The following is a 14,823-nucleotide window of genomic DNA, read 5'->3' on the forward strand; positions in this document are numbered from 1 at the left end:
ACTTCTAGTTACAACAACATTGGGGGGAAATTCCAGATATGCGTAACAAGAGAATCATTTTACCGGCAGTCATACTCGCTTCGGCAATGGCATTAACCGCATGTGGATCAACTTCAGATGACAAAGGAAACGCAAACACATCTGCGTCGAATAACTCTGCTGCTGATAATAACGCTTCAAACAAGCCTGCGAATACGGACCCGCTCGGCAAATATGATCCGCCAATCGAGATTCACGTCGGACAAGCGACAGACAGCACGGCCAAATTCCTCCCGGGCGAATCGTATGAGAACAACGCTTGGTACAAGGAATACCAAGACGTACTCGGCATCAATCTGAAGTATGACTGGATTACGGATACTTCCAATGCCGCTCAATACGAATCGAAGTTGAACGTTACGATTGCGTCGGGTCAATTGCCAGACGTGATGTACGTGCCGAAGAAGCAATTCAAAATGCTCGTCGAAGGCGATCAAATCGAGGATTTGACGGACGCATTCAACACATACGCTTCTCCATTAACGAAGAAAATTCTGACATCCAATCCGCAGCTGGTTGATGCGTCGATGACGGATGGCAAAATGCTGGGTATCCCGAACATCGGCTCGCTGATGGACCAAGCGGACGTTGTCTGGGTTCGCGCGGATTGGCTTAAGAAGCTGAAGCTCCAGCCGCCAAAAACAATCGCCGATATCGTGAACATCGCTGAACAATTCGTGAAGAACGATCCGGACGGCAATGGCAAGCCGGATACGTATGGCCTCGCGGCTAATAAAGATTCGTTCAACTTCCCGACGAGCGGATTTGCTGACTTGACTTCATTCGCGAACGGATTCCATGCTTACCCGCGCGCTTGGGTGAACGTAAATGGCAAGCTCGAGTACGGCAGCCTTCAGCCAGCAATGAAGCAAGCGCTCGCAAAACTGCAAGAAATGTACAAGAGTGGCGCAATTGATTCCGAGTTCATCGTTAAAGACGGCTCTAAGGTTGCTCAATCTGTAGCAGCTGGCAAGCTCGGTTTGGCTTACGGCCGCTACTGGAACGCGATCTGGCCTTTCCAGGACAACAAGAACCAAGATCCGAACGCAGATTGGGAGCCTTACCCGATCGTCTCGGCTGACAGTGAAATCGCTAAACCGCAAGTCGATTTGCCGTTGTCCGGTTTCACCGTTGTTCGCAAAGGCTTCGAGCATCCGGAAGCTATCATCAAAGCCCTGAACTTGATGTTCGAGAACTACTTCGGCGATCGTTCCGCTCACTGGACGCCGATCGACCAAGACAAGAAATACATTGACCAAGGCGTTCTGCTCATGAAATATCCGTTGATTTACATGGAGCCGCCGACTATGAATATGGATACGCAGCTTAAAATTCTAGACGTGCTTAAGAACAAAGACGAGTCGGTCGTTAACGACTTGAACACGAAACGTGCATACGATGCGATCAAGAAGTATCAATCCGGTGATAACACGGGATGGGCGTTCGACAAAATGTTCGGTCTGAATAGCGGACAAGCTGTCTATCAGGAATACGAGAAGAACAATCAACTGCTCGTCAACAGCTTCTATGGCGTTCCAGGTACAGCTATGACAAACAAAATGTCCACGCTGCAGCAGCTTGAAGACGAAACGTTCACCAAGATCATCATGGGAAGCGCGTCCATCGACGAGTTCGACAATTTCGTCACGAAGTGGAAGAGCCTCGGCGGCGACGATGTTACCAAAGAAGTCAACGACTGGTACGCGACAAAACAAAAGTAAGATCGCTGTTGGTTTGTGTAAGCATGGCCGGGGAGCTGTGGAAGCTCCCCGGACTTTTAGTACCGAGGTGGCATCATGAATAAATCGTTAAAGCGCGGCAATCTGCCGCTACATTTGATGTTAATTCCCGCAGTAGTGCTTGTGTTTATTTTCAACTATATACCGCTCTTTGGTATCGTGATTTCGTTCGAGAGATATATGCCTGTCAGAGGCGTGTTTCATTCGCAATGGGTTGGACTTGATAATTTCCGGTATTTAATGCAACTGCCTGACATCTTCCAAACACTATTTAATACGGTTTACATTTCACTTTTGAAAATAATCGTGTTCATCGTCGTGCCAGTTATATTCGCATTATTGCTAAATGAAGTTCGCCATAAGTTCTTTAAGCGTTCGGTGCAAACGCTCGTTTATTTGCCACATTTCATGTCCTGGATCATTCTATCCGGCATCATGATCGATATTCTGTCACCATCCGACGGCATCGTGAACATTTTCTTGAAATCGCTCGGGTTAAAGCCGATTTTCTTCCTCGGCGATGTACATTGGTTCCCTTACGTTATCGTTTTGTCCGATTTGTGGAAAGAATTTGGCTTCAACACCATTCTTTACTTGGCTGCGCTGACAGCAATCAATCCGACTTTGTATGAAGCAGCTGAAATCGATGGCGCAGGAAGATGGAGACAGACTTTCCATGTCACGCTTCCAGGCATTTTGCCGGTAATCGTCTTGCTGGGAACGCTTAGCATGGGCAACGTGCTGAACGCCGGCTTCGATCAAGTTTTCAACTTATACAGCCCGGCGGTTTACCAGAGCGGCGACATTCTCGACACCTTTATCTACCGACTAGGCATGCTTGATGCGCAGTATGGTGTGGCAACCGCAGTCGGCTTATTCAAAACGTTTGTTTCGTTCGTCTTTATTGCCGGTTCTTATGCACTGGCTAAGAAGTTCGCAGACTACAAAGTATTTTAATTATCTGTAGTGCTAGGAGGAACTCACATGACAAAGCACGATTCTCCGAGCCGCAAGTTATTCCTAGCGTTCAACTATGCGTTGCTTACGATTATCTCGCTGCTCTGTTTATTTCCACTCGTTCACGTTCTTGCGATTTCATTCAGCAGCAGTTCTGCTGCAGCGGCCAACCTCGTTAAATTTTGGCCGGTTAACTTTACGACCAAAGCGTATTCATACGTACTCAACAAGCCTGAATTTACTACGGCGCTCGTCGTATCACTCAAACGTGTAGTTCTTGGCGTCGCTATTAATATGGTGCTCACGATCTTGACTGCCTACCCGCTTTCTCGCGAGTCGGACAGATTCAAACAGCGTAACCTGTACGCTTGGTACTTCTTCATCACTATACTTTTCAATACAGGCCTTATTCCATGGTATATGACGATCAAAACGTTAGGCTTAACGGATAGCATCTGGGCGCTTGTTCTATACGGTGCGGTGCCCGTGTTCAACGTGATTCTGCTTATGAACTTCTTCCGTCAGTTACCCAAAGAAATTGAAGAATCCGCGTTTCTGGACGGTGCCGGCCATATGATTAACATGTGGCGTATCTATGTGCCGTTGTCCGCGCCTTCAATCGCGACGTTGACGCTGTTCTGCTTGGTCACTCACTGGAACGCCTGGTTCGACGGGTTGATTCTGATGAACTTCCCTGAGCATTACCCGCTGCAAAGCTATCTGCAAACCGTTGTCGTGAACATCGACACGTCGCTCAAGAGCACGCGAGATATCGAATTGCTGAATGTCGTCAACGACCGTACGTCGCGCGCAGCGCAAATTTTCTTGGCGACGTTCCCGATTCTCGTAGCCTATCCGTTCCTTCAACGTTACTTCATGCAAGGGATGACGCTTGGCAGTGTTAAAGGCTAATCCAAATTCGTGTGCATTCAGCTGGAGGATTATGCATGAACTTACAAGGTAAAACAGCTATTGTCACAGGCGGGGGAAGAGGCATAGGTCGACAGATCGCCTTGGACCTCGCAGCCGCGGGCTGCAAGGTCGTCGTCGCTTCGCGAAGCCAAGCGGAATTAAACGAAGTCGCGGTAGAGACTAAGAAAGTCGGCGCGGAAGCGTTGACGGTATTGGCGGATCTTAGCGATAAGTCGGCGATCGACCGCCTGGTGGATGAGACGATAAGCGTGTTCGGCGCAATTGATATTCTGATTAACAACGCCGGCATTATTATTCCAAAACCGCTGCTCGACACGACGGACGAGGAGTGGGCGCAGACATTTGCGATCAATGTGGACGGGTTGTTCCGATTGAGCAAGCTCGCGTTAGCGGACATGAAGACAAGAAGCTACGGTTATATTGTCAACCTGTCGTCCACAGTGGCTCTTCAAGTTCCCGCGCACTTGGCGTCTTACGGGGCATCCAAGTGCGCAGTGGCGGGCTTGTCAGAGGCGCTCTACGAAACAGGGAAAGAATTCGGCGTCAAAGTTAGCACGGTATATCCAGGAATTACCGACACCAAGATGGTGCGCGACATCGGTGTAACGAGCAAGCCGTCCGACTGGATGCTTCCTGAGGATATATCGAATTGTGTCCTGTTCTTGCTGCGTACTAGCGACAGATGCGTTATACGCGATTTGGTTCCATGGTCAACCGGCTACGATAAGATATAATGGGGAGGAAACTACGTTCATGAGATTGCTGAATATTGATCTTTCGAATGTTACGGGCAAGCACGACGCCTTCTATAATACATGCGTAAGCTCAGGTCGGGCGAACCTCTTAATGAGAAGAGACCACCAAGCGCACCTCGCACGCGGTGCCAAAGAGTGCGGGTTCCAATATCTTCGTTTCCACGGCATGTTCGATGACGACATGGGTGTGTACAGAGAAGATAAGAATGGAAACCCAATCTATAGCTGGATGTACCTGGATGAGGTGTACGACGCTATTCTCGATGCAGGCATGCGCCCGTTCGTCGAATTTGGCTTCATGCCTCAGGCATTGGCAAGCGGAGATCAAACGGTCTTCTGGGAAGAAAGCAATATCACGCCGCCGAATGACTATGTCAAATGGTTTGGGCTGATTCGCGAAACTGTGCTTCACTTCACGGAGCGTTATGGTGAAGAGGAAGTAAAGCACTGGTTCTTCGAAGTATGGAATGAGCCAGACCAGCACAACATGTTCTTCACAGCTGGACTTGACGAATATATTAAGATGTACGAGACGTCCGCACGGGCGGTTCGCAGCGTATCCAAGAATTATCGCGTTGGCGGCCCTGCAACGGCGGGAGGTCCGGATTGGATTAGCGGGCTCATCGAGCATTGCCACACGAACAAGGTGCCGCTCGATTTCATCACGACGCACTGCTATGCTTGCGAGCCGGGCGAAGGCGGCGGTATCAATGTATCTCCGTTTACAGGACCAGATGACGGCGTCCAGACGCCAGTATGGAAGCCGGGAACCGGCTGGTTCCAAGACAATATGTTCTACAAGCCGGAAGGTGCTCTCGCCGAAGTGCTTCGCGCTAAGGAAGTGGTCAAAGCTTCTTCGATGCCTGAGCTGGAGGTTTATTTTACAGAGTTCGGCTTGACCTACCATTATTGGGATCCGCTTCGTGATTCCTATCATGCGGCTTCATTCCTGTTGTCGCGGCTTAAAGCCGTGCAAGGACATGTGAGAGCGATGTCCTATTGCGAAATTTCCGACGTCTTCGAAGAAGACGGCCCGCCAACGGGTCATTTCCATGGCGGATTTGGTCTCATGAATATGCAAGGCGTTCGTAAGCCGGCGTATTTCGCCTATAAATTCCTGAATCAGCTTGGCGATCAGGCACTGGCTTGCGATGATCCGAATGCGTTCGCTGCCCGCAATGAGCAAGGAGCGCAAGTGTTGTTCTGGGATTGCACGGTCCGTCAGGATGTAGAGAACAAGCTGTATTATGGCAAGGATGTTCCTTCTCTTCCAGCGGGACCGGCTAAAGTCGAAATCACGGGACTCGCACCTGGCGACTATGAACTTAGCGTCTACCGTACAGGCTACCGCAACAATGATGCTTTAACGGATTACTTGGATCTGAATCCGAAGAGCACGCTTAGCCGCGAGCAAATCCGCACGCTCGACGAACGGAACGCTGGCTTGCCGGAGATTAGCCGTAAGGTGACGATCTCTGGTGAGGCGGAGGTATTTAAATTCGCGACGGATATGCGTGAGAATGACGTTTGTCTTATAACGTTGACGAGAATGGAATCGATTTAATTCGATATAAGACGATAATGAATAAGGGAAGTGCCGCGGCTATCGTATGATGGCTATCGGCATTTCCCTTTTTTTCGTGGACGAATGATGGTTGCAGTAATAAAAGCATTGACAAAGGTGGCAAATAATTATAATCTCTTAGTGCACTAGTTCAATAGTGCACTGGTTCGCGGTTGGAAGGAGGGTCGGACGTGCAACTGAATTTTAACAGTCCTAAACCGATATATTTGCAAATGGTGGATGAAGTTAAGAAAGCGCTGGCAAGGGGAGAGCTATCGCCGGGAGATAAAATCCCTTCGCTCAAGGAAAGAGCGCAAATATCGCAAGTGAATCCCAATACGGTGCAACGGGCATATCAGGAGATGGAGAGGGAAGGCTTGACGGAAACGCTTCGCGGTCAGGGTACGTTCATCAAGAACGACCCCGCAATGCTGCAGACGATCAGATCGGAAATGGCGCAAGCGGCGGTTCGGCATTTTATCGAGGAGATGCAAGAGCTTGGCATCGAGCCTGGAGAGATGGAGCGAATACTGCTTATGGAATTACATAAGGGGAGCAAGGAGGGATAGCTAATGGCCGAGACAGAACAGCATTCGACGATCATCGAGCTCAAGGATATTCATAAACGATATCTATTAAAGCAGGCTTTGAGCGGGATCGACCTGCAGATAAAGACAGGCAGCATCGTCGGTCTGCTAGGCCCTAACGGAAGCGGCAAATCAACGTTGCTCAAAATGATAGCAGGGCTGATCTACCCGACTTCGGGCAGTATCCTCGTGAACGGGAGGAAGCCTGATGTGCGGGGCAAGCAGCACGTCGCCTATCTGCCTGAGATTGATTATTTATATGGCTGGATGACGGTCAAGGAAACGCTCCAGTTCATCTCCGGATTCTGTACCGATTGGCAGGCGGATAAAGCAGCCGATATGGTGCGGGCGATGGAGCTCGACGAGAAGCAGAAGGTTCGGCATCTCTCGAAGGGGATGAGAGCCCGGCTGAAGCTGGTTGCAGCGCTTTGCCGCAATGTCCCGCTGGTGCTGCTGGATGAGCCGTTCTCCGGTATTGATCCGCCTTCGCGCGCCAAAATCATTCAGTCCATCATTAGCGAGTTTCAAGCGGGCGAGCAGACGATTCTGTTATCCACCCATTCCGTCAAAGAATCCGAGCCGATGTTCGATGATGTCATCTTCCTTCAGAATGGGCGAATTACCATTCATGACTCCGCGGAAAATTTGCGTTCCGCGTATGGATGCTCGCTTGAGAATTTATGGGAGAAGGTGTACGTGTAGATGGCATTTCGCAAATTGTTCGTGAAGGAATGGAGAAGCGCGCTGCCACTGTACGGCGTGTTCTCTGCACTTGTAATCGCGCTGCAGCTTCTCGTTTTGTACAAGAGCGGCGGGTGGGATGATTCAGATATTTGGCTGCTATCGTTTGTGCTGCCTATTATCGGCGCAGGTATAATCACGGTCGGCACAAGCTACTATCAGCTTCATACGGAGTGGAGAACGAATTCCGTCTACCTTCTCTTGTCGCTGCCGGTTCGTGGGTGGAAGGTGTTGACAGCGAAGGCTGCAGCGGTGCTAGTACTGCAGTTACTGACCTGCTTATCGATTGTAGTCAGCTTTACTTTAATCATTGGGCTGGCCAAATGGGATGAATGGCAGCTCGGCTCAGAGATTTGGGCGAATTTCGCATGGATGATCAATATTGTCGTGAATAGCTGCTGGATGTATTTTCTGATTACCGCTTTGCTGCTGGTTGTTGTTCAGTTTGCTTACCTATGCGGGCAATTGGTCACTAAGTTCAAATGGCTGGTTATATGCTGCGCGTCTCTTGCGGCAATATGGTTGGTGCTTCGAATCAGCCCGCTCGTATCGGATCTGCTGCGCTGGCTGCCTGAAATTGTCCTTCGAGGCGGAACAAACGATACGGTGTATTTGCATTCGGGTGCTTTCATCGGCTTGCTGCTTCTAGGGGCAGGCATGATGTGGCTGAACGGTTATATTTTTGAGAAAGAAGTGGAGGTGTGAAGGGGATGTTTCGTAAGAAAAAGACGCTTCTTCTCGCCTTGATTGCGGTGCTCATCGTGCTTATGATTGCAGACATCTGGATGAAGAAGGAGGAGGTCATCGAACGGTTCGGCGAGCAATTCGTCAATGAGCAGAAGACCATGGATTATTCGAAGGAACATCCGGATGCTACAGCCGTCTCCAAGCATGAGCTTACAGTAGACCGACAATCGATAGAGCACGTGCTGCTTGCTGGTGTAAGAGGGGAAATCTCCGTACGAAGAACAACGGATTCGGTCATCCGTTTGCAGTACACAGTTACTGCTGAAGCGGACGATCAGAATGCGGCGAACGAGAAACGAGATGCCGTTCAAGTCGATAAGAAGATTGTGAATGGTCAATTAACGTTCGAAGCTTTGGTGGACGGGAAACCGATCGACAGCGATTCCATAACGACCGATTATGTGCTTCTCATACCAGATCAGCTGGCGCTCTCCGTGGAGAGTGAAGAAGGCAATGTGTTAATCGATGGGGTACATGGGGACGTGAAAGTGAAGTCCGTTCGTGGCTTATTGGATATCGCCAATACGGTTGGAACGCTCTCTGTAGACACTTCATTCCAGAACGTCTTCATCGACGGCATTACTGGGAATGTTGACCTTATCAGCCAATCAAGTGAAATTAATCTGGATCGCGTTAAAGGCAACGTTACAACAGAAGCTCACCAAGGCAGCCTTGTTCTCACTCAGATCGAGGGGGACATAGCAGGGAAAGTCGAGAGCAGTTTATCGTATTTACGAGAAGTTACAGGCACTGTCAAAGTTGAAGGTCAGGATTCCGATATTCAGATGGATCAAATTCGCGGCGCCGCCCAAATTGTGAATCATGGCGGGACTACCCGCTTGATGTTGCCAATAGACGTTGGCTATACTTTGCACGCATCGGTCGATGGTGGATCCATTCAAACGAACCTTCCAGTAGAACAAGAAGCTAGAACAGACAGTAAGGTTCAGCTAACCCATACGATTGGCAGCGGTACTTGGCCGGTCAATGTAGAGGCGGAATCGGGCACCATTATCATTCATTCGAATTAAGTGGAGGCGTAGAACATGAGCAATGAAGCAGTCGTTAGCTTGCGGAATGTGACCAAGCGCGTCGGTCGCAAAACGCTTATCAACAATCTTACTTTTGATGTTCCGCAAGGGGAAATTTTCGGATTCTTGGGGCCTAATGGAGCAGGGAAGACGACAACGATTCGTATGATGGTCGGTCTTATGTCGATCACAAGCGGTGAGATATTCATCAAAGGGAAGAATATCAAGAGCGAGTTCGAGCAGGCCATTCGTCATGTAGGAGCTATTGTAGAAAACCCGGAAATGTACAAGTTTCTTAGCGGCTACCGCAATCTGGTTCACTATGCACGCATGGTTCCGGGAGTGACCAAAGAACGAATCGATGAAGTCGTGAAGCTGGTCAAACTGGAGAATCGCATTCACGATAAAGTGAAGAGATATTCGCTAGGCATGCGCCAGCGGCTAGGCGTCGCGCAAGCGCTGCTGCACCGGCCATCGCTGCTGATTCTGGATGAGCCGACCAATGGACTTGATCCGGCAGGCATTCGCGAGCTGCGCGACTACCTGCATTATTTGACCCGGACAGAGGGGATAACGGTCATTGTCTCCAGTCATTTGCTATCCGAAATGGAGCTGATGTGCGATCGGGTCGCGATTCTGAACCTAGGCAAACTCATTGATGTCAAGCCGATTGGTGATTTCATCGGCTCGAATGATCAGGCGCAGACTTATCTCATAGAGGCTTCCATAGATGAAGCTATGATTGCTAGCATAAGGGAAATGGCGGGCATTCAGGAGGCGCAAGCTGTTGATGAAGGGCTTGAAATCCTGACCGAGCGCAATCGGATTCCAGACATTCTGTTCTATCTGACGGAGAAGGGCATTCGCATCTATGGTGTTCGTGCTGTTCGCCAGTCGCTGGAAGACCGATTCCTGGAAATCACCGGAGGTGGGCAAATTGGTTAATTTGGTTCTGAATGAAAATATGAAGATCTATCGTCGCACGCGGACATGGGTCATGGTCGGTATTATGATTGTTATCGTTCTTTTCGGGAGTTTCATGGATTGGTACTATGACGACAAGGGGACTGACCAGCACGGTACCTGGCAGCAACAGTTGACGGAGCAGAATCAGCAGTATACGAAGGCGCTGAGCGATGAGAAGCTGGACCCGGATGATAAGAAAGAGATCCAGGAGAACATCGATGTGAATCAATATCGGCTTGATCATGACATCCGTCCTATAGGTTCGACCATGTGGAGCGGGATTAACGGCTCTGCGCAGCTTGTATTACTCATTACCTTGTTTACCGTTATTATTGCGGGGGATAGCTTGGCCGGGGAATTTGCAAGCGGAACAATCAAGCTGCTGCTCATTCGACCAGCGAGCAGGCTCAAAATTCTGATTTCCAAATATATCGCCATGATTATGTTCGGGTTATTGCTGCTTGTCATTCTGTTCATTGTATCAGTGCTGTATAACGGGCTGCTTTATAAGTTCGGGGATATGAATTTGTCGCTGGTACACCTGGATACCGCTGGACATATTGTCGAGAAGAACATGCTCGCCAACCTATGGCAAACTTACTTGCTTAACGGAGTATCGACGATCATCTTCGTTACGATGGCCTTTATGATTTCCTCTGCATTCCGCAGCAGTACGATGGCAATAGGCTTCTCCCTCTTCTCGCTATTCGCAGGCGCGATCTTGCTGGGGTTGTTGCATCAATACGATTGGAGCAAATATATCCTGTTCGCGAATATCGATCTATCGGGATATCTTACCGGCAAGCCATATCAGGATGGCATGACGCTCGCATTCTCGATCAAGGTGCTGGCAGTTTACTATCTAGTATTCAGTCTGGTTGCGTGGCTGGTGTTTACGAAGAGAGACGTCGCTGCGTAGATGTAGGTCATAACGATAGTAGGACAAGGAAGCTCGCGTATAACGCGGGCTTTTTGTTGTACCTTGTATGGATTGTCTGGAGAACGTTGGTGGTTGCAGGTATGCCACTACTATTATCCATATATTTGAATAGAATATTATTGTAATTAATGGCTTCCGTTCGAGTGCAAATTGAAACCGAAAGAAGGGAATATATGCCGCTTGGGTACAACCTTAACCTTGCCAGCCTTCAGCTAAGTTCTTTCAAGATTAATCCCGCCACCAATCTCATGCTAGCACCTAATGTCATTCAGACGAGACTTCTTCAACACAAAGCCGTACTGGAATCGTTCGGCATTCAGCAGGTGTCAGCACTCGGCAAGATTACCATCTCCGGGAACGTCGTACCGAAAGCAGGACTGCTGAAGCCAAGTGCTAATATTCTAGGCGCATTGACGACCTTTCAAGCGGCATACCGGGTGAAAGCTGCTGCATTGCCGAACGCGCCGGAGCTTGAGCTGTGGGGCGGATCCGCCAACTATCTTAACGCGAGCCCTTTTACCCGTACTCCCGAAGCCGCAAGTTCCATCTATATTAATGATGCGTATTGGGCGGCAAGCGAGATCGAACTGAAGGACAACACGACTGTTATTCTGAAAAATCCTCAGAAGCATTTGTTCATCATCACGGAGAAACTAATCGTTGGGAAGAACGTGACGTTCACGTGGGAGCGTCAGACGCTGCTTGTACCTCAAGTATTAGGCAAGCCGGCGACCCCGTCTCAGGTGCCTACTCCGAATTCGCTTGGCGGCGTAACCGGAACGGACGGTACGAACGGGGCCAAAGGGAATCGTGGAGGCGATGGGGCGGACGCACCCGAAATCGAAGTGTGGATGCTATCTCTTCAAGGCAGCCCGATCTTCGAAGCGCGCGGACAAGACGGCGTCCAAGGCGGTAAAGGGCAAGATGGCGGTGATGGCGGTCAAGGCTCCAAAGGCGTAAAGGCGCAGCTGGATGCCGTCGGATTCTGTAAAGCAGGCTCCGGCGCGGGCGGCAACGGTGGGCGTGGAGGATCTGCGGGCAATGGGGGCGATGGAGGCAACGGCGGGCACGGGGGCAAAATTACGCTATATGCGCCGCAAGCAATCATTAATCAATATGCGGCCGGTTTCTTCATTTCGGTAGATGGGGGATCGAGCGGAGCGGGGGGAATTCCAGGTACGCCTGGAGCAGGTGGTCCCGGGGGGCAGGTCGGCGATTCCGTCAACGCGAACTTTGGTATCGTATGCGGAAGCAATGGCAGAACGGCCGGCGCACCTGGCGCGCAAGGAGCAGCCAGTGCTCAAGGGGCATATGGGCGAGCAGGAGATAAGTATTCGAACGGGATCTCGATGAACGCGATCCTGGAGGATGAGTTCAGACGAGCCTTACTTGAACCGGTCATTATGACTGCATCGCCATCATCCGTTAACATCAACGACGTCGTTACACTGGAAGGGCTAAGGTTTACCCGAACGGATATCGTACTTGTTGATAATACCGCGGTTAAGCCGAATTATCTTGGCGATACGAGACTGCAGTTCAACGTACCGTCCGTATCCGGTGGACCTCACGTCATCTATGTCAAGCAGACGGACGGTACGTTGTCCAACAAAGGGACGGTCGTCGTTCAACCGAGATTGCAATACGTTGGGCAGAACAACACAGTCGTAACGAGGGTGACACCGGGAACGACAGTCGTGCTGAACGGAAGTGGCTTCACTTCTGGTGCTATCGTGAGCATCAACCAGCAGGATATGCCTGGAGTGCGTTATATTAGCCCAACCCAACTCGAGTTCGTGCTCATTCGACCTGCTGTAATTAATCCGAATCCTTCCGGGGAAGCCGTGAAGGTCAAAGTTTCTATCGGAGGCGGACTGACGTCGAATGAAATCGACCTCGTGTTCGACACGTACAACATCCTTGTTCTTGGAGATTCGATTCAATGGGGGCAGGGGCTTGCGGATAATGAGAAAATTCATTCGTTGGTCGGCGCAACGGTGGCGCTCCGGCAAGGGAATATGGGCATCTACAAAGAGGTCATCGCGCATTCTGGCGCAATTATCGGCTTTAATGATCAGCATGTAGAGGCGTCGAAGCCAGGCGAGGTGCCGTCGCATTATCCGACTATTCTGCAGCAGTGCGATTTGTTTGGCGGGTATAAACCATCTGTGGATCTGATCTTGCTGGATGGCGGCATTAACGATATCAACGTGGAAGATTTGCTTAATCCGTTTCATCCAATTGATGTCCCCGCGTTGTCTCAACAATATTGCCATGATTATATGAAGGTGATGCTGCTCAAGATCGCTAAGGATTATCCGAACGCCAAAACAATCGTAACCGGCTACTATGCACCGTTGTCCAAGGAGAGCGATCTTGAAGGGGTCAAGGCAGTGCTCGTCGCTCTGGGCATCTTAGTAGGAAGTGCAGTCGCAGGTCCTATTCTAGGCGGCGTGGTAGGCGGAGTCGCGATGGAGCGGTTCGGCAACGTTGAGCTTAATCTCGTGCTGGATCGCTGCGCGGAGTTCGCCAAATTCAGCCGAATCCATCTGGAAGAAGCGATCGACGAAGTGAACGCGACGCTTCCTGCGAAACGGATCTTCTACGCCGACCCCGGGTTTGTTCCTGCGAATTCGATGTTCGCGCCAGACCCGCTGCTGTTCGCTCTGCACGCTGACTTATCGCCGGAAGATGCCAATATTGCGCCTTCTCGTGCTATCTCTTGCGAAGTATCCGGCTGCACGGGCATGGAACTCGAAATTTGCAAACGCGCTTCGATTGGGCATCCGAACACGAAAGGCGCGCGAGCGTACGCCAAGGCCATTATCCCATTGTTATAGAGCATATGATCTGTTAAACGGCAGCCGAAACATGGCTGCTGTTTTTTCAATTATTGGCATGATAAACTGGAAATATAGGTAAAAAGAAAAGGTTTACAAATAAGAACGCATGTTCTATTATTATGATGTATCCTGTAATTTGATCGGAATCTCCAGAGGCGAGGCCAAAGAATGGGAGGGTTATATGAATGGACAGAATTCAAGAACTTGCATTTGTATTTCCACAGAACACAGAAGCAGAGCGAGAGTGGGGCACTCACTTTAACAATATCTTGGAGGAAATCCCTTCGAATAAGCTAGGTCGCATGGCTTTGCCTAGAATCGCATTTCGGTGGGAGAACACAGCATTGCCCACTGTACGTTGGAGTACGATATCGGACTCGGTGAACGCAATCCCTCTTGGCTATAATGCCAATCAATTGGCATCGGTGCATGAGGAAGCAATTTCAATCGAACAGCTCTACAAGCGACTTGAAGGTAAGCTTATGGGTATGGATCACGCAGGCATAAACATTCCAACAGCGTCTATAACACCTTCACAGTGGAAGGACTTGCTCTCGGAACTAGCAACAAGAGCAGCGCTATATCGCTACCCGGGCGAAGAGTGGCCATTCATCTTGCCTGCGGATGAAGAGGAATTCGCGACTGATATTACTAAGTTCTCAATTAAACGCACACCAAAGTTTGAGCTTGTTTACGATAAGTATACGAATATTCCAATGTTCCAATTTGCGTTAGAAACAGATCTAACAAGAGACGAGTTAGAGACGCTTTTTCCTGAACCGATTGGATTCGCGATTCCTGGGCTGGACGAGATTTTTCGCTCACTCTTTATTCGTCATCCCTGGGAACGGGAGATGGCCATCCGGTTTGATCTCTACTATCAGTCGACTAGCCAAGAGCTGAATGATTGGGAGACCGGGGAATGGTTAGTCGTGAGCGGCGGACGAATGTTAGCTGAATAGCAAGAAGATGGATTGCTGC

The 14,823-nt window shown here is 49.8% G+C and carries 13 protein-coding genes; all 13 read left to right on the forward strand.

Features of this window, described 5'->3' with window-relative positions; genetic code table 11:
* Nucleotides 1–38: 38 nt before the first annotated feature.
* The 13 genes from AC0YNX_RS05025 (at nt 39) to AC0YNX_RS05085 (ending at nt 14,804) form a co-directional block, all read left to right on the forward strand.
* Nucleotides 39–1,760 (forward strand): extracellular solute-binding protein, encoded by a 1,722-nt coding sequence (locus AC0YNX_RS05025; protein ID WP_475814531.1) that lies wholly within the window; start codon nt 39–41, stop codon nt 1,758–1,760.
* A gap of 75 nt (nt 1,761–1,835) precedes the next feature.
* Nucleotides 1,836–2,735, forward strand: coding sequence for an ABC transporter permease (locus AC0YNX_RS05030; protein ID WP_475814532.1), 900 nt, complete (start codon nt 1,836–1,838; stop codon nt 2,733–2,735).
* Nucleotides 2,736–2,762: 27 nt separating this feature from the next.
* Nucleotides 2,763–3,647 (forward strand): carbohydrate ABC transporter permease, encoded by an 885-nt coding sequence (locus tag AC0YNX_RS05035; protein WP_475814533.1) that lies wholly within the window; start codon nt 2,763–2,765, stop codon nt 3,645–3,647.
* Nucleotides 3,648–3,682: 35 nt separating this feature from the next.
* Nucleotides 3,683–4,402, forward strand: coding sequence for an SDR family oxidoreductase (locus AC0YNX_RS05040; protein ID WP_475814534.1), 720 nt, complete (start codon nt 3,683–3,685; stop codon nt 4,400–4,402).
* Nucleotides 4,403–4,421: 19 nt separating this feature from the next.
* Nucleotides 4,422–5,987, forward strand: a complete 1,566-nt coding sequence (locus AC0YNX_RS05045; RefSeq protein WP_475814535.1) for a GH39 family glycosyl hydrolase — start codon at nt 4,422–4,424, stop codon at nt 5,985–5,987.
* Nucleotides 5,988–6,178: 191 nt separating this feature from the next.
* Complete coding sequence (locus AC0YNX_RS05050) at nt 6,179–6,556, forward strand: GntR family transcriptional regulator (protein WP_475814536.1); 378 nt, start codon at nt 6,179–6,181, stop codon at nt 6,554–6,556.
* A 3-nt stretch (nt 6,557–6,559) separates the two neighbouring features.
* Nucleotides 6,560–7,276 carry an ABC transporter ATP-binding protein gene (locus AC0YNX_RS05055; RefSeq protein WP_475814537.1) on the forward strand — a complete coding sequence of 239 codons (717 nt, stop codon included), beginning with the start codon at nt 6,560–6,562 and terminating at the stop codon, nt 7,274–7,276.
* The gene (locus AC0YNX_RS05060; protein WP_475814538.1) at nt 7,277–8,020 is read left to right on the forward strand and encodes a hypothetical protein; all 744 of its coding nucleotides are present in this window, start codon (nt 7,277–7,279) and stop codon (nt 8,018–8,020) included.
* Between the two features lie 5 nt (nt 8,021–8,025).
* Nucleotides 8,026–9,093 carry a DUF4097 family beta strand repeat-containing protein gene (locus AC0YNX_RS05065; protein WP_475814539.1) on the forward strand — a complete coding sequence of 356 codons (1,068 nt, stop codon included), beginning with the start codon at nt 8,026–8,028 and terminating at the stop codon, nt 9,091–9,093.
* A gap of 15 nt (nt 9,094–9,108) precedes the next feature.
* A complete protein-coding gene (locus AC0YNX_RS05070) occupies nt 9,109–10,038 on the forward strand; it encodes an ABC transporter ATP-binding protein (protein ID WP_475814540.1) in 930 nt (309 codons plus the stop codon).
* Entirely contained in the window at nt 10,031–10,978 is a 948-nt protein-coding gene (locus AC0YNX_RS05075; RefSeq protein WP_475814541.1) for an ABC transporter permease, read from the forward strand. The genes AC0YNX_RS05070 and AC0YNX_RS05075 overlap by 8 nt, the downstream gene beginning before the upstream one ends.
* A gap of 194 nt (nt 10,979–11,172) precedes the next feature.
* Nucleotides 11,173–13,839 (forward strand): IPT/TIG domain-containing protein, encoded by a 2,667-nt coding sequence (locus tag AC0YNX_RS05080; protein ID WP_475814542.1) that lies wholly within the window; start codon nt 11,173–11,175, stop codon nt 13,837–13,839.
* A 188-nt stretch (nt 13,840–14,027) separates the two neighbouring features.
* Nucleotides 14,028–14,804, forward strand: coding sequence for a hypothetical protein (locus AC0YNX_RS05085; protein WP_475814543.1), 777 nt, complete (start codon nt 14,028–14,030; stop codon nt 14,802–14,804).
* Nucleotides 14,805–14,823: the final 19 nt, after the last annotated feature.

Source organism: Paenibacillus sp. J31R98 (genome assembly GCF_056269245.1).